Source organism: Terribacillus sp. AE2B 122 (assembly GCF_902497585.1).
GTDB classification, from domain to species: Bacteria; Bacillota; Bacilli; order Bacillales; family Amphibacillaceae; genus Terribacillus; species Terribacillus saccharophilus_A.
The window spans coordinates 337,584-353,941 of record NZ_LR700943.1; the positions used below are offsets into that span (position 1 = coordinate 337,584).

Below are 16,358 nucleotides of genomic sequence, written 5' to 3' on the forward strand. Positions count from 1 at the left end.
ACGGATAATGTGCTTTTTTTGTAAATTAGATTTCAAATTGTAAATTTTTTGTCGATATATTAGTTAGGAAAGGTTTTAGCAATTATTTTACATCATTTACTTCCTAATCCATTCAGGCCGAGAAGGAGGCAAGTTTTAAAACGGCAGCTATAACCATTTTCAAATAAGAAGATAGAGGGTAAAAATGAGAAAAGTTATTAGCTTGATAGTCGTTTTAATGCTATCTTTCAGCAGTATACCAGTAAGCGTATTTGCGGAAGAGCATAATAATCAGGTAACACAGGAAATCAGCAGTGATTCAAATAGTACTGATGTTTCTCAGGAAACAGAAGCAGACAATACAGTGACAGAAGATCAGACCGAAGCAGATACGTCGAAAACAGAAAATGATTCATCATCAAAGCAAGAAGAGGAATCTGTTGTGCAAGAAGAGGCTGAAATGCCATCAACTGATACTAAGGTAACTGAAGAGAAGCAGGTGCAACAGGAAGAAATTGACACGCCTGCAGTTGAGGAAGCTGAAACAGTAGTTCAAGAATCTGTTGCTAAAGAGCAAGAGGAAGAACAACCAAAGTATAATGAACTCGGGATCAAAGAAGGTACGATGGTTTATGGAATAGATATCAGTAAGCTTTCAGCAGAGGAGCTGCAGTACATTCCAATTGATTGGCGTGATGGTATTGATGAAACAGAAGAAGAAACTGCTTCCGAACCACGTTTCTATGCCCGGGCAAGCTATCCGAATGTAAACGATTGGATTAAAAAGAATTCACCATCCACTGCTGCCATTAAGTATGAGCATAAGAGCCAATTCGCTAAGTTCAATTATCGTTATGGAAGAGGTGCCGTCGAAGGAGTGGTAGCTCATGAAACTGCCAATCCGAATTCCTCTATACGATCTGAAATAAATTATATGACAGCGAACCATAACAATGCCTTTGTTCATGCATTTGTCGATCATAACAATATCATCGAAATCCACCCGACAGATTTAGGTGCTTGGGGTGCGGGTTATTATGCGAACCAACGCTTTGTACATGTTGAATTGGTTGAAGTAAACAGCTTCGAAAATTTTGCGAAATCAATCAACAACTATGCTGATTATATTGCTTATGTACTGGCAAAATATGATCTTGGAGTGACAAGTGCAGAATCAAACGGGAGAGGTACATTGTGGTCACATAATGCCGTCAGCAGGTTTTTGGGCGGTACAAACCACGTTGACCCTCACGGTTACTTTGCGAAGTATGGTTATAACTGGAACGACTTTGTGAAGTTGGTTACTGAGAAGTACAATCAGAAGGCGATTAAATACAGCAGTACAAGCAAACTTGGACATATTCGGACTACAGGTGCGAGAGTCTATCCAAACCTATCGAATCTATCCAGCAGTTCACAAGCTGGAAGCAGTAAAACTGACCAAGTTTACTACATTAAGAAACAAGCGAATGTTAACGGAACTATTTATTATCTCTTGAGCACGAAACCTAGTGCTACATCCGGAACTATCGGATGGATGAAGTCTAGTGATGTAAAAGTACATGATCACAAAGGCCTCAACCGTGATAAATATATGTACACGATTGTAGGAACGGGAACAGCCTATGATAAAGCATGGGGCGGCTCTAAAAACCAAGTATACAATTTAGCTTCCATGAAGGGACAGGTTTTCACCTCCAATCTCTCTGAAACAGTCGGTAACAATACTTGGATTCGCGGTACTTTGAATGGCAAGGAAGTATGGGTGCATTCCGGCTTTGTTACAGATAAAAGACAAGAAAGTAATACAAGTAAGCTAGGCCATCTGCGAAGCGGTGCCAGAATTTATGAAGATGCCAAGACATCAGCTAAATATCGCAATGCAGGAAGCAACGACTATGACCAGGTTTATTACATTAAGAAACAGATTGAGAGAGATGGACAGCTGTTCTATCTGATCAGCTATGCTCCAAGCCGAACAAAAGATGTAGTTGGCTGGGTAAAGGCGGAGCAGCTGCAAGTCCGTTCACACACATCTGTCAGTAAGACTGCTCAGACGCTCTATGTGACAGGCTCCGGAAAATCTTATACAAAAGCATGGGGCGGCAGTAAAAACCTTGTTAGCAGCAATCTATCTGCTGCAAGCGGCAAACCTTTCTATGTCAATCTAACCGAGAAAGTCGGCAACAACACTTGGTATCGTGGAACGCTTGACGGGAAGCAAATGTGGCTTCACAGTGCATATGTTTCCACGAAAATAGAAAGCAAGACAAGCCGTCTTGGACATCTGCGTGGAGGAGCGGTAATTCTTACGGCTCCAGGCGTAACAAAGAATGCAAAAAATGCAGCTGATGGCTATACAGATCAGGTGTATTATATTAAGAAGCAAGCAGTATATAATAAGAAAACATATTATTTGATCAGCAGTAAACCGAGCAGTACAAGCGGTACTATCGGCTGGGTTGAATCAGGACAGATAAAGACATATTCCCATGTTACTGTTGATAAGAAAAGCAAAACACTGCACGTCAAAGGAACAGGCAGTGCATATGCGAAAGCATGGGGCGGATCAAAAGACTTTGTCTATGATCTTGGGGCGTATGCCAGCAAGGAATTCAAGGTCAATTTGACAGAGAAGGTCGGCAATAACACATGGTATCGAGGAATGTTAGCTGGAAAAGAAGTATGGATTCATTCAGCATATTTGCAATAACCAGATCACACCGCGTTTTATATGATGCGGTGTGATTTTTTGTTACATATTGTAGGAATTAGTTGTAAAATAAAGTTAGTGTAAAAAGAATGTAAATATCGGAGGAACAAATGAAATATACTATTGCAATACCTGTTTATAACGATGAAAGTACAATCAGGCACTGCCTGGATAGCATAATTAATCAAACAATTGATAAGGACAAGCTGGAAATAATCTGTGTGAATGACGGATCTACCGATCAAAGTCCAGCTATCTTAGAAGAATATAGCAATACATACAACTTCGTCCGTGTCGTTCATCAAGAAAACAGTGGATCTCCTAGTGGTCCGCGAAATAAAGCAATTGAGCTTGCGACAGGCGATTTCATCTTTTTCGTTGATGGTGATGATTATCTTGGCGAAGAAGCTCTAGAACGAATGGAGGAGAAGATCCTTCAATACGACAGCGATATCGTTGTGGGGCAATATGTCGGAATCAATAGAGGGGTTCCACAAGCTATTTTCAAACGGAATCCTGATAACTTCAGCTTCTACGGCTCTAATGCGCTATACACAGTCAGTGTACAGAAGCTGTTCCGGGTTAGCATGCTTCGTGAGCATAATATTCGGTTCCCAGAGCATTACTCCTTGGGAGAAGATCAGCCATTCATCATACAGGCTTATGCTTACTCCAATTCCATTTCTATTGTGAAGGATTACCCGTGCTATTATTTGACGAATAATCTCACAGTTGGCAGGGAGCAGCTCACAAAAAAACCAATTACCGGCCGACTTTACATGCATCAATTCGAAGAAACGCTTGCAGCGGTCGAGAGTCTGCAGCTGCCCAAAGAGAAGAAGCTGCGTACATACTATCAATACTTGACTCGCGTATTGAACATCGAGCTTCGGACGACGATTACTCGCTCCTTCCAAATGGAGGATAAACAATTTATTTTCGATTCCTTGAAAGCTTTGTTCCAAAAGCATAATTTCTTAGAGATTTATGCGAATTTCAATACAAGAGAAAAGCTGCTGCTGCGTATTATTGAGCAAGGTGAGCTCGACGATCTTATCAACTTTTGGTATGCAGAGCGTCATCCTGGCAATATGCAAGTGTTCCATGGGTTAATCTATCCGAAGGCTGAAAAAGCATACGAATTGGCCAAAGCTGAATCACTATCCTTCCATCGTTCAAATAAGCTTGCTGCAGCAGTAACGCGTATACAGAAAAAAGCAGAAGGTTTGTTATTAGAAGGCTATAGCTATCATTCATTGGTTGACGCCTCTGAGGAACAGCTTTATTTGAAGCTTAGCGACAGGGATAGTGAGCGTGTAACTTCTCTTACTGTCCAAAAGGGTGCCTATCATATTGACAGTCCAATACCTGTGAATCCTGAGGCAATGCAGGAACAGATGCTTACCACATTCCATGTTGTCATCCCTGCTTCTGTAATTGAATTGATTGAAGCAGAGAAGGATATCGTAGATTTGCATCTTGTGAGCAGAATCGAAAATTACACAGCTATTGGGCGAATCTTAGGCGAGATGCCTCATCATGCGACAACGAAGCTTACATCTTCAAAGAAAAAGAATCATTTGCTTAATGTTACAACCTACAATACAAAGCACGGAAACCTATCCTTTAAACTGCAGGATACGACGAAAAAGAAACCAAAACAGCTTAGCAAAAAGCAGCGTATCGTCAACAAAATCAAGCGGATGCTAAGAGCATGATTAGGTTATCGTTTTAAATAACTGCTAAGTTATGCTATCTTAAATGAACAATAATTCCGCTTAGGAGGACACAGCAATGAAAACACCAATTTTCGTGTTTAACTCATTGAACGTTAAACGCGGTGGTTTAACAAAAGCGGTATTAAAACGTGCCAACCTCTTGGTCAATCATTGTCCGGAGGTTGTCTTCTTTACACTTGCTTATCAGCAGGACCATAAGAATATTATTGAAAAGCTATATGAATCCGGACAAATGGACAGGCGTATCAAGGTAAGGAATTTCTACGCCGATCTGCTCGAAATGGAGCATGTTACGGAACCGGTGCAAGCACCAGTCGAGCTTCCTGGCTATAGCCATATTGCCGATAAAAAAAGTAAATTGCCAGCTTATCGCTACTATAATAATGGCTTCTATGAACAATATCGCCGATTTGAGCAGGATGGTTCATTGAAACTGATTGATTATATGGATGAAAGCCGAACAAGGCAGCGACGAGAAGAATATTTGCGCAATAATCGTCTAGTCAGAGCGAGCCATATGGATATTACAAATAATAAAGCAAAGCTGCACAGATACTTCGGTGCAGACGGTTCTTGCAAGCTAGCTGTTTGGCTGGATGAACCAGATGCAGAAGGCCGTACTATCCGGTTTGATCTGGATAAGGAATACGTAAAGATCGAACATGCCTATGCAGATTGGATAGAAGAGGCGGTCAAGACGTATGAAGCACCTGTTCTTCTTTCCGATTCCAGAAAGACAGATGAAACTGTCCTTCGAGTGAAAGGCAATTTCGAAAAGGTGGGAGTTGCGCATAGTTCGCATATCGCAGCACCTTATAAAGATGACTCTGAAACAAAAATCACTTGGCATACTTTCTTTGATGGAATCAATGATTATGACAAGGTAATAGTTCTGACGGAACACCAGAAGCAGGATATTATTTCGAGATATCAAGTTGATTCACAAAAGCTGCATGTTATTCCGCATGCAGCTTCGCCAACGGCCCCTGCGGCTGTAGCGAGCGTGGATCCTCATCTTGCAGTTTCCTTGTCGAGATATTCGGAAGAGAAAGCTGTAGATGAAGGAATTCGTGCATTCCGGTATGTCGTTGATAAGCTGCCAGATGCACGCTATCATATTTACGGCTTCGGACCATTGGAAGCACAGCTGAAGAAACTGATCAATGAACTCGGCCTGCAGGACAATGTAAAGCTAATGGGCTTTACCACTGATCCAGCAGCAGCTTACCAATCGGCGGCATGCTCCATCCTAACCTCAAGATACGAAGGTTTTGGAATGGTGCTGACAGAAAGTATGGCGGCGGGTACGCCAGCCATCACCTATGATATGAAATACGGACCTAGGGAAATCATACGAGATGGAGTGGATGGCTTCATCGTAGAAGCAGGTAATCAAAAACTGCTCGCTGATCGAATATTATCCGTCATGGAGGACACCGAACTGCGCCGAGAAATGGCCGAAAAGGCAATTGATATATCCGGACGCTTTAGTGAAGAAAACTATAATCAGTCTTGGATTGAAGTGTTCAATTCACAGTCCCAGCAAAACAAGAAGAAAAAATCATTATTCGGTTTTATGAAAAAGTAATTGCTTTGTATTATGGTAAATGACTGTTTGGTACTGCGTTTTTATCGAAATTGCATACCAGTAGGAGGATAAAATGATGAAGACCCCAATATTCGTGTTCAATTCACTGAATGTGGAGCGAGGCGGCCTGACAAAAGCAGTGATGAAGCGGGCAAATATTCTCGCAGACCATTACGGGAAAGTTGTTTTCTTCACACTGGCTTTTCAGCAGGACCATAAGAATATCATTGAAAAATTGTATAAGACAGGACAGCTGGATAGAAGAGTTGAAGTGAGAAACTATTATACGGACCTTCTGCATATCAGCAAGGTTGATAATCCTAAGGAAGCATCAGTTGAAATCGAGGGATTGCATGCAATTCAAGATAAGAAAAGCAAGCAGCCTGCTTTTCGTTATTACGAGGACGGCGTCTATAAAGAATACCGTCGTTTCAATGGAGACGGCTCGCTAAAGCTAATTGACTATATGGATGACAGCCGCACACGTCTCAGCAGAGCAGAATATCTGCGAGACGGTCGTTTGGTCAGGACAAGCCACATGGATTATATTACTAATAAGCCGAAACTGCATCGTTATTTGCTTGAAGATGGTACATGCCGTATTACGGTTTGGGTCAATCCTTCAGGCAGCGAAGGCAGAACCATTCTCTTTGGTGAAGAAGATGTAGAATATGATTCCATCAACCATGCCTATGCGGCTTGGATTGATACAGCAGTGCTTGAATACGAAGCACCTGTCATCATGTCTGATTCAAGAAAGACAGACGAAACTGTCCAGCTTGTTAAAGCAGATGTGGAAAAGGTTGCTGTTGCGCACAATAACCACTTTGAGTCACCTTATGATGAAAGTGCGAAGACAAAAAAATCCTGGAATCATTTCGTGGAAGGTATCAATAGCTTCGACCATGTTGTCTTCCTAACGCATGAACAAGAAAAGGATATTACTTCCCGCTATCAGGTAACAACGAAGTTGCATGTCATTCCGCACGCAGCTCCAGACACACCAACTGCACAGCAAGCCTATCAGCCGAAGGTAGCTGTTACATTGGCTCGCTTTGAAGGGCAAAAGCGTCTGGATGAAGGAATTGCAGCCTTCAAACATGTTGTGGATAAAATACCTGATGCTGAGTATCATATTTACGGGTTTGGACCGCTTGAGGATGAACTGAAGGCTCAGATTAAACGACTTGGTCTCGAGAAGAATGTGAAACTCCTAGGCTTCTCATCTGATCCGACAGCATCCTATCAGTCGGCTGCTTGTACGATCTTAACTTCCGATTTTGAAGGCTTTGGTATGGTGCTTACAGAGACGCTTGCAGCAGGAACTCCAGCGGTTGCCTATGATATTAAGTATGGACCGAAGGATATCGTCAGGGATGACGTTGACGGGTATCTCGTCAAAAAAGGCGATCAGAAGGCACTAGCTGATAAAGTGGTCGCTATCATGAATGACAGCAATCTTCGAGACAGACTAGCAGAGCGTGCGACAGAAGTGATTGAGCGATTCAGCGAAGAGAGCTTCAAAAAGGATTGGGTAGAAATGTTCGGACAATCCTATACCCCTTCAGAAAACGATAAGTCGCAAGAGAAGAAACGTTCTTTCTTCGGATTTGGCCGTAAATAAGAAAACAGCCGGTATATTACCGGCTGTTTTCTATTTGTGTAAATTCTATGTGAATAATTGTAAAGTTATTGTTTTCGTGGCATAATGGGAAAGTCTATCATACGAAAGATTCCTACCTGATGGTTTGATCTTGAAAGGTTGTTACAAGTGTGTCAAATCAAGAAATCGTAGAAATAATGGATATTCCTTTTAATAAATTAACACAAAAAGAACTATTGCAACAGCATCTTTATCCACGGATCAACGCTGGTGAACGCACGTATATCGTAACGGCAAATCCGGAAATTGTCATGCAGGCAAGAGTAGATGGTGTTTATAAACAAAGCGTCAAAAGTGCTGATTATATAATACCGGACGGCGCAGGAGTCGTCATCGCCTCTAAAATACTAGGTAACCCAATTGAAGAACGTGTGACGGGCTTCGATCTGATGTTCAAGCTGCTCAGCTATGCCGAGAAGCATAACCTCAGCTGCTATTTCCTTGGAGCGAAACAGGAAGTGAACGAGCGAGCGGTAAATCGTGTACGTTCTCAATATCCTGGTATCCGTATTGCCGGAAGCCACCATGGATATTTTAATGCTGATGCAGAAGCAGCGGTGGCGGAGCAAGCAGCCGCAACAAAACCAGATCTTATCTTTGTAGCAATGGGGTTCCCGAGACAAGAGAACTTTATCGCTGCTCATAAACATCTATTCGACAAAGGTGTATTCATGGGTGTTGGCGGAGTATTCGATATATTAGCCGGAGAAATGAAGCGTGCACCTCAAGCTTGGATAAAACTGAATTTAGAATGGCTGTACCGTTTGATAAAGCAGCCTTTTCGCTGGAAACGGATACTTAAAGCATTTGAATTTATGTTCCGCGTCCTAATACGCAAATAAAAAGACAGAAAGGCGAATAGCCCTTCTGTCTTTTTTAATTTTCTGCAGCCGCGATGGCGCGCTGACGATATGCTTCTTTTTCTTCCTTGGACATCTTCTTGTATTCGTTCAGGAATTGGTCATATCTCGGAATAACTTCGTCGATAGAGCCATATTCCCGTACTTGTCCGAATTCCAGCCAAAGGATCTTATCGCAGAACTGCTTCATCTGTCCAAGCGAGTGGCTGACGAAAATCATTGTCTTGCCTTTATCCTTGAATTCATGCATCTTGGCGAGACTCTTCTCAGCGAAAGCTTTATCACCTACGGATAAAGCTTCATCGATAATCAGGATCTCAGGATCGATATTAACAGAAATAGAGAAGCCTAGGCGTGATTTCATCCCGCTTGAATAGTTTTTCACCGGCTGATCGATAAATTTCTCCAGCTCAGCAAATTCTATGATTTTCGGTTCAAGCTCGGCAATTTCTTTCTTATTAAGTCCAAGCATCAAACACTTTAGTTCAATGTTCTGTCTGCCAGTCAAATCGCCTTTCAAACCAGCGGAAACAGCAATCAGAGCTGCATCACCATTCAGGGTAACAGAGCCTGTCGTCTCTGGAACAATACCAGCGATGATATTCGACAAAGTCGATTTACCAGATCCGTTGATACCGATGAATCCGACGACATCACCTTTTTCAGCTGTAAAGCTGACATTGCGCAATGCGTAAAAGTCTTCTCCATATTCCTTCGGGAAAATGATGTCTTTTATACGGTCAGAGCTTTTGCTATATAACTTATATTTTTTGCTTACATTTTCAACGATAATTGATTTATCCATAAAAATCCCTTTCTAATTAGAGAAAGTCGATAAAGTGTCTTCTGAAACGGATATGCAAGGCAGCACCAATCATGAAGATGATTGCAGTAACTACCCAGAAGTAGATTGTGTACTCCCATGATGTAATGAAGTACCAGCCATTCTGCCCCATCAATGATGCACGGTAACCTTCAACAAGATAATAAAGCGGGTTAAGCTTCATTACAACTTTTAGAAAATCCGGCAAACCTTGTGATATCCATAAGATAGGTGTCAAATACAGCACCATACGTAAGGTGGCTTGTAGAAGCAGCTGAATATCCCGTATAAGCGTCGTTAGAGTTGTCATAAGCAGCACAAAAGCATAAGTAAATGCTACTGTCGCTATGATGAAGTATGGAAGTTGCACTATATAGATACTAACCGGATATCCGGTAAATTGCATAAGGATAATTGTGAACACTACAAGAATTAAATGAGGATAAAGCTTCGAGAATATCGTGATATTTGGTATCACGCTCATTGGGAAGTTCATCTTCGATAATAACCGTAGTCTCGAATAGATAGATTTAGAACCTTGTGTAGCTGCTGGTTGGAAAAACATCCAAATAATTAAACCGGCAACGAGCCAAGGGAAGAATTGTAAATCTTCTCCTCCTGAGGGATTCGGAATCTCACGTGGTTTACCGCCACTGATTAAATAACCGAACACAAGCCAATAGATGGCAATTTGTATAAGCGGACTTATAACTTCCCACGCCAATCCAAGGTAGTTAGCATTATTGTTATTCCTTAGTTCATAAAGCGATATGCGTCGAATGAGATTAAAATGCTTGAATTGTTCTTTTAGAACAGTGATTGCTGATTTCATAAAAAAGTCCTTCCTGCCAGGATGTTCTTTTGTTCTTGTTCAGACCTCTTAAATTATACTAGCAACATCAATAGAAAACAATTTTAATTTACATAGCCTTTACAATAGCGAAGCCTGATGTGACAAAAGGAACTGCCACCCGGAAGAGGGTGGCAGCCTTGTTTCGTTTATGGTGTTGTGGTACTTCCTGTTGAACCGACAGAAGTGCTTTCGGTTGTTGAAGTACCTGTTGTATCTTCATAGGTTGTACCACTTGTTGAATTGCTGGTCGAACTGTCTGAACTAGAGCTACCTGTATCATAGCTCGAAGTGCCGCTTGTTTCTGAGCTATCATCTGTCGTGGAGTTGCTAGTTCCAGTGCTATTGCTAGTTGAACCAGTAGTTCCGGTAGTGCTATTAGTTGTCCCGGTGCTTCCTGAAGTTCCAGTACTGCTGTCAGTTGTACCAGTTTCTCCTGTTCCGCTGCTTGTAGTACCAGTGGAATCAGTTGTTCCAGTACTATCAGTTGTACCTGTACCATCATCATAAACACCGCTGCCATCGGTTTCCACACTATCTGTATCTACTTCCTGAGACAGGTCAAGATGCTCACGAAGCTGCTTTTGGATATCTGCCAGAGAGGTTGGATCAACTTGGTAATACCAAATACCGTCAGATAGCTTACCGCCGGTGCCATCAAGGTTCAATGTGTTAATCTTCAGGTCATTGCTTGTACCATAGGAGATGAAGCTCTTAATCTGATCGAATGTAAGACTTGTGCTTAGGTTGTCGCCTACATCCTGAATTAATGCATCATATTTAAATACTGATCCTGCAGAGGATGCTTTTGTGATCATTGCCTTGATGATTTCCTGCTGGCGTTTACCGCGTTCGATATCGTTATCGTAATGTCGGGTACGTGCAAGGGCTAGTGCTTCTTCGCCATTAAGCTCCTGCATTCCTTCTTCCAAATGAATAGCATCTTTCTGATCCTTAGAGTTCTGCTCATACAGCTCGTAAGGAACTTCTACATCAATACCGCCAAGTGTATCAATAATGTCCATGAAGGCATTGAAGTTGATTTCTGCATAATAGTCGACAGGGACGTTAAGGAAGTTTTCAACCGTCTCAACGCTAGCCTGGGCACCGCCATAAGCATGTGCGTGGGTGATTTTTGTCTGACGATCGACTTCCGGTACGTACACGTATGAGTCACGCGGGATGCTTAAAAGATCGACGCTATGTTCTTTCTTATTGAAAGTAGCAAGTATCATCGCATCGGAGCGGGAATTTCCTTCATCGCGTGTGTCACTGTCGTCCACTCCCATAAATAGAATCGAAACATTGTCCTCAACGGGGTCAACTGCTTCTTCTCTCAACGCTGATTTGTCACGCGTATCTGCGACATGGGCATTTTCAATGGCACTGGCGGCGGAGGTCCATAAATGGGCAGCATATGCTGCTCCGCCTGCTCCAAGGATTAAAATGGGGATAAGGAGCAGCATTATAATTCGTTTTTTATTTACTTTTTTCTTCACTATTCGCCTGGGAGGCTGTGGTTGGTAAGGTGACCTTCTTCTCATGATTAAACTCCTTTATTTACTGATGTATCTGTATGTTTATTCATTAATTTTGCTGGTAAAGTCTACCTGTTAGCAGAACATGCTAACCTTAATTGTACTATGAAACAGTAACAACGTAAAATTACTATTATATTACATGCCTTTCCCGCTAGTGATTGGGCTTAGGCCGTGCTTATGAATATTTTTCTAAACTTTTTCCACACTTTTTCAGGGCAGGTTCCGATTATAGCTGTGAAAGGAGGGGAGAAACATGGCAGTCATTGCAACCCATAACAAAACACGCCTTAGCATCGTATTGTACGATGGCGTGGATCCGGACACAGGAAAAGACAAATACAAAACAAAATCTTTTAACAACATCAGACTCGATGCGACACCGGAAGAGCTGCAGGCATTCGCCGATGCATTGGTACCATTGCAGCAGCGCAATCTCTACGCAGTGGAAAAGAACGACCACTCAATCCTGCGTGAATCTTAATTCGACAAAAAAGGAGGAATAAAGCATGAAGAAGCTTGATATGCAGTTTTTGAATGAAGCTGGCAAGACTGTGACCATCAGCTTGGAGCAGCCTGTCGAACCATTCGACGAGATAGCAATCGACCAGGCAATGGACGCAATCTTGGCGCAGAATGTCATCTCATCGAGCGGAGGACCGCTTGTCTCGAAAAAAGCTGCCCGTATCGTCGATCGTACCGTACAGGAAGTATTTTAATCCCGATGGAGTGCAGCTGCTGCGAGCTGCACTCCTTTTTTAATAAGAAAGGAGGCGTACCAGATGGAACCATGGCTTGCGATCATAAAGGAATTTGGATTTCCGGCAGCTGTCACCTTCTATTTGATGCACCGGATCGAAAACAAGTTGAATACGCTGATTGCTTCCATCCATAGTTTGCCGGAGAAACTGAAATGAAAAAGAAGACCAGCAGCCGTTAGCATTAGGAAGCTGGTCTTCTTGTTTTATTTTTTAGAGGTTAGATATCATATCTCATTTACCAGATTCAGTATCGTGTCTTCAAACTGTAGATGTAGTTTAAGTTGCTTTACAACAATTTAGTATTACTATAAGAACACCAATTAGAGAAATAGAATTAATCCGATAAAGTTGTTGTATAAGTAAATTTACTGTCACTAAAGAAAGGGCGGAACCCATGATCCTTAAAGAGAATGACTTTTTTGTTGGTTTATGGAATGCATGTCTGATTTCCGGAGTATTTTATTCAGGTCTATTATTCATGTATTTTCTGTTATTTAGATAATTTAAGCGAACAGTCTGCATTGAATTTGCATCTAATTTAATTCCTGCAACAATACAAGAACTTCATATACTTTTAACAGGAACTTAACGGCCGTAAGCTATGATAACTATCATACATATTCTAATGATAGAGTTGGGGTGGCGAAGGTGAAGAGTTGGAAGAAATGGACAGCCATGTCGCTAGCGGCGGCTAGTTTAGCATTGCCAGCTGTTGGACATGCAGAAGAACTGAAGGTATATAACAGAGATCAAGCACAAGCGCTTCAAGTGGAACAGATTGGCCGCTATAACAGCGGCAGCGGAATCGGTGAAGGCGGAACAGAGATTGTAGCATATGATGCTAACACAAAACGTGCCTTCTCAGTGAACGGTGCAGCCAGAGCTTTAGATATTCTTGATTTGAATGGATTGAAGGATGGAAATGGAGAGATTCCGCTTTTGAAACGTGTATCTCTGGAATCGTTCGGAGTAAGTGCTTCCGATGTAACTAGTGTCGCCATTCATCCGGAAGGTAAATATATTGCGGTGTCGGTACCAAGTGCGGTGAAGACTGATCCAGGCCATGTCGTTCTGCTCGATACGGATGGCAATAAACTGGCTAGTGTTGAAGTAGGGGCATTGCCGGACATGATTACTTTCACACATGATGGCTCGAAAGTGCTTGTTGCCAATGAAGGAGAACCTTCTGATGATTACACAGTTAATCCTGAGGGCTCTGTCAGTATCATTAATATAGCAAATGGTTTGGATAACCTGACAGCTGAAACAGCAGTATTCACCGATGACATCGTGGATTCTGATGTACGTAAAGTAAATCTGGATCCGGAAAATTCATCTTACGCGGAAAACCTGGAACCGGAATACATAACTGTAGATAAAGATAATCGTTATGCATATGTAGCTATACAGGAAAGCAATGCTATTGCGAAGCTGGATTTGCAGTCAAACAGCTTCACGACAGTGAAGAGTTTAGGATATAAGGATTTCTCCCAGGAAGGTATAGAGCTGGATCCATCCAATAAAGATGATGGTATCCAGATCGGCAATTGGCCAGTACTCAGCATGTACATGCCGGACGGGATGACAGCATTCCAATCCGGAGGGAAGACATATCTTATTACAGCCAATGAAGGCGATGCCCAGGACTGGGAAGGCTTCTCTGAGGAAATGCGGGTGGCTGATTTAGCCGCGGAGGATGCATACGCACTTAATGCAGATTTGTATGAAGGATATACGCAGGAGCAGCTTGATCAGCTTGTGCAGGATGGCTTGTTTGAGGATGAAAAGCTAGGCCGTTTGAACACAAGTATTGTGGCCCCGAAAAATGCTGACGGCAAATATGAAGCTGTCTATGGATTCGGTGGGCGGAGCTTCTCGATTTGGGATGCGGATTCCTTACAGCAGGTATACGATAGCGGCGCCGATTTTGAGAAAATAACAGCCGAAGCAATTCCGGATTATTTCAATACAACAAACGATGAAGATAAGCTTGATAATCGCAGTGATGATAAAGGACCTGAGCCGGAAGCTGTTATTACTGGTGATGTAGACGGAAAGACGTATGCATTTATCGGTTTGGAGCGGACAGGCGGTATTATGGCTTATGATGTGACGAATCCAAACAGCCCAGCATTCTCGACGTATTTTTCCAGCCGTAACTTCCAAGGAGATGAAGCAGCTGTGGATAGTGCAAGCGGCGATGTTGCGCCGGAAGGGTTGACGTACATTCCAGCATCCGAAAGTCCGACAGGTCAAACGCTGCTATTGGCGGCGCATGAAGTGTCAGGTACGATTGCTGCTTACGCACTTGGGGAGAAAGCCGAAACACAGCCAGAACCAGTCCCGGAAGAGGAAGAAGAGACCGAGCAGCCGGTAACAGAACCGAATGAGCCGGAAACAGAAGTTCCAGCCGAAGTGACACCTGAACCGGTAGATGAGGAAGAAACAAACGCAGAAGAACCAAAGCAAGATACAGAGAAAGTGGAAGAACAAACAGAGACTGAGACAGAAAATACGACGACAGAGCCTGAATCGGATCAGCAGGACAATGTACAGACAACTGCTTCAGCTAAATCAGATACTGATGATGCAGAAGGACAGCCATTACCGAATACGAGCACGAATGTGTTTAATTGGCTGCTTGGAGGCGTTGCACTCGTTGCTGCCGGTGTCATTTTCTTTGGGATAAACAAGCTTCGCAAAAGAGTATAGTGGAAGCAGCCACGTAGAGTGGCTGCTTTTTTAATTGCTTCCTATAGAGTTTTGATAAAGGTAGGGGTATAATACCCATGTATTCGCTTACAAAAGGAGGGAGCACATGGCTGTATTATCATTGATTTTCTTGGAAGTTATTGCGCCTTTATTGATTCTTCTTGCTGTCGGCGTCATCCTGCAGCGAAAATTTTCATTACAGCTGGGAACCTTGTCCAAGCTGCTGACGTATTGCTTCCTGCCTGTGAACGGTTTTATCAATATGTATCAAAGCAGTATGCCGCTTTCTGTGTTCGGTCAGATCATTTTATTCCTTCTGCTGTTTACTGCGTTTTCCATCAGCTTTACGGAAATTACGAGCAGACTGTTCAAGCTGGATCGAGGAGTGGCCGCGACCTATAAGAACAGCGTGGTGCTTATGAACTCAGGGAATTACGGAATTCCTGTCAGTCAGCTTGTTTTCCAGTCAAATCCGCTCGGGGTATCCATTCAGCTGATTGTCATGGTCTATCAGAATCTACTCACCTTTACATACGGGCTTTACAATATGGTGAGTGTCAAAAGCCAAGGAAATGCTATCTTGAAGGAACTTCTCCGGCTGCCAATGATTTATGCAATTATCCTCGGTGTGTTATGCGCATCATTCCATGTGGACATTCCGACATTTCTCTGGAATCCTATCACCTCCATAGCCGATGCCTTCCTTGCTGTGGCATTGATCACGCTTGGGGCTCAAGTAGCGCAGATTAAGCTGGAACGCCCGCACGTTGTGCTTTATTTGAGTACGTTTTCCCGCCTTCTGATTGGGCCAGCTGCAGCCTTAGGTATCATTTTCCTGCTTGGTCTTGACGGAACTGTCGCACAGTCACTGTTTATTGCCAGCTCATTTCCGACTTCCAGGAACAGTTCAATATTCGCTTTGGAGTATAATAACAACCCGGATTTGGCAGCGCAAACTGTTCTTGTGACGACAGTTTTGAGCAGTATCACTGTTACCATCGTAGTGTATATGGCCGGTATTCTTTTTGGGTAAGGTATATTTTATGATAGAGAAAGGTAAAAGTTTTGGGTAACAGAATGCAATAGGTTTATTAAAAATGAAAACTAGGGACGGTGAAATAGTATAACTTAT

The 16,358-nt window shown here is 42.6% G+C and carries 13 protein-coding genes; 10 read left to right on the plus strand and 3 right to left on the minus strand.

The window, feature by feature from the left end:
• Window positions 1-184 precede the first annotated feature (184 nt).
• The 5 genes from AE2B122_RS06945 to AE2B122_RS06965 all read left to right on the plus strand — a co-directional run bounded on the left by AE2B122_RS06945 (window position 185) and on the right by AE2B122_RS06965 (window position 8,524).
• Entirely contained in the window at window positions 185-2,692 is a 2,508-nt protein-coding gene (locus AE2B122_RS06945; protein WP_175073465.1) for an N-acetylmuramoyl-L-alanine amidase family protein, read from the plus strand.
• A 110-nt stretch (window positions 2,693-2,802) separates the two neighbouring features.
• Window positions 2,803-4,410, plus strand: a complete 1,608-nt coding sequence (locus AE2B122_RS06950; protein ID WP_175073466.1) for a glycosyltransferase family 2 protein — start codon at window positions 2,803-2,805, stop codon at window positions 4,408-4,410.
• Window positions 4,411-4,486: 76 nt separating this feature from the next.
• Window positions 4,487-6,019 (plus strand): glycosyltransferase, encoded by a 1,533-nt coding sequence (locus tag AE2B122_RS06955; RefSeq protein ID WP_175073467.1) that lies wholly within the window; start codon window positions 4,487-4,489, stop codon window positions 6,017-6,019.
• 76 nt (window positions 6,020-6,095) lie between these two features.
• Window positions 6,096-7,643, plus strand: a complete 1,548-nt coding sequence (locus AE2B122_RS06960) for a glycosyltransferase (RefSeq protein ID WP_175073468.1) — start codon at window positions 6,096-6,098, stop codon at window positions 7,641-7,643.
• A 149-nt stretch (window positions 7,644-7,792) separates the two neighbouring features.
• A complete protein-coding gene (locus tag AE2B122_RS06965; RefSeq protein ID WP_254593441.1) occupies window positions 7,793-8,524 on the plus strand; it encodes a WecB/TagA/CpsF family glycosyltransferase in 732 nt (243 codons plus the stop codon).
• A 34-nt stretch (window positions 8,525-8,558) separates the two neighbouring features.
• Here the strand turns inward: AE2B122_RS06965 and tagH are convergent, their stop codons facing one another.
• The 3 genes from tagH to AE2B122_RS06980 form a co-directional block, all read right to left on the minus strand.
• Window positions 8,559-9,347 carry a teichoic acids export ABC transporter ATP-binding subunit TagH gene (tagH, locus tag AE2B122_RS06970; protein ID WP_175073469.1) on the minus strand — a complete coding sequence of 263 codons (789 nt, stop codon included), beginning with the start codon at window positions 9,345-9,347 and terminating at the stop codon, window positions 8,559-8,561.
• Between the two features lie 16 nt (window positions 9,348-9,363).
• Window positions 9,364-10,197, minus strand: coding sequence for an ABC transporter permease (locus AE2B122_RS06975; protein ID WP_175073470.1), 834 nt, complete (start codon window positions 10,195-10,197; stop codon window positions 9,364-9,366).
• A gap of 167 nt (window positions 10,198-10,364) precedes the next feature.
• A complete protein-coding gene (locus AE2B122_RS06980; RefSeq protein ID WP_175073471.1) occupies window positions 10,365-11,759 on the minus strand; it encodes an LCP family protein in 1,395 nt (464 codons plus the stop codon).
• A gap of 250 nt (window positions 11,760-12,009) precedes the next feature.
• Here AE2B122_RS06980 and AE2B122_RS06985 point away from each other — a divergent pair, with 250 nt between their 5' ends.
• From AE2B122_RS06985 to AE2B122_RS07005, 5 genes are all read left to right on the plus strand, one after another.
• Complete coding sequence (locus tag AE2B122_RS06985; RefSeq protein WP_175073472.1) at window positions 12,010-12,237, plus strand: DUF1659 domain-containing protein; 228 nt, start codon at window positions 12,010-12,012, stop codon at window positions 12,235-12,237.
• Window positions 12,238-12,262: 25 nt separating this feature from the next.
• Complete coding sequence (locus tag AE2B122_RS06990) at window positions 12,263-12,472, plus strand: DUF2922 domain-containing protein (protein ID WP_175073473.1); 210 nt, start codon at window positions 12,263-12,265, stop codon at window positions 12,470-12,472.
• Window positions 12,473-12,535: 63 nt separating this feature from the next.
• Complete coding sequence (locus AE2B122_RS06995) at window positions 12,536-12,670, plus strand: YvrJ family protein (RefSeq protein ID WP_077307232.1); 135 nt, start codon at window positions 12,536-12,538, stop codon at window positions 12,668-12,670.
• Between the two features lie 492 nt (window positions 12,671-13,162).
• Complete coding sequence (locus AE2B122_RS07000) at window positions 13,163-15,226, plus strand: choice-of-anchor I family protein (protein WP_175073474.1); 2,064 nt, start codon at window positions 13,163-13,165, stop codon at window positions 15,224-15,226.
• Between the two features lie 106 nt (window positions 15,227-15,332).
• Complete coding sequence (locus tag AE2B122_RS07005; RefSeq protein ID WP_175073475.1) at window positions 15,333-16,259, plus strand: AEC family transporter; 927 nt, start codon at window positions 15,333-15,335, stop codon at window positions 16,257-16,259.
• Window positions 16,260-16,358 lie beyond the last annotated feature (99 nt).

Coding starts and splice junctions, on each gene's coding strand:
- AE2B122_RS06945 (WP_175073465.1), top strand. CDS start 185: ATGAGAAAAGTTATTAGCTTGATAGTCGTTTTAATGCTATCTTTCAGC.
- AE2B122_RS06950 (WP_175073466.1), top strand. CDS start 2,803: ATGAAATATACTATTGCAATACCTGTTTATAACGATGAAAGTACAATC.
- AE2B122_RS06955 (WP_175073467.1), top strand. CDS start 4,487: ATGAAAACACCAATTTTCGTGTTTAACTCATTGAACGTTAAACGCGGT.
- AE2B122_RS06960 (WP_175073468.1), top strand. CDS start 6,096: ATGAAGACCCCAATATTCGTGTTCAATTCACTGAATGTGGAGCGAGGC.
- tagH (WP_175073469.1), bottom strand. CDS start 9,347: ATGGATAAATCAATTATCGTTGAAAATGTAAGCAAAAAATATAAGTTA.
- AE2B122_RS06975 (WP_175073470.1), bottom strand. CDS start 10,197: ATGAAATCAGCAATCACTGTTCTAAAAGAACAATTCAAGCATTTTAAT.
- AE2B122_RS06980 (WP_175073471.1), bottom strand. CDS start 11,759: ATGAGAAGAAGGTCACCTTACCAACCACAGCCTCCCAGGCGAATAGTG.
- AE2B122_RS06985 (WP_175073472.1), top strand. CDS start 12,010: ATGGCAGTCATTGCAACCCATAACAAAACACGCCTTAGCATCGTATTG.
- AE2B122_RS06990 (WP_175073473.1), top strand. CDS start 12,263: ATGAAGAAGCTTGATATGCAGTTTTTGAATGAAGCTGGCAAGACTGTG.
- AE2B122_RS06995 (WP_077307232.1), top strand. CDS start 12,536: ATGGAACCATGGCTTGCGATCATAAAGGAATTTGGATTTCCGGCAGCT.
- AE2B122_RS07005 (WP_175073475.1), top strand. CDS start 15,333: ATGGCTGTATTATCATTGATTTTCTTGGAAGTTATTGCGCCTTTATTG.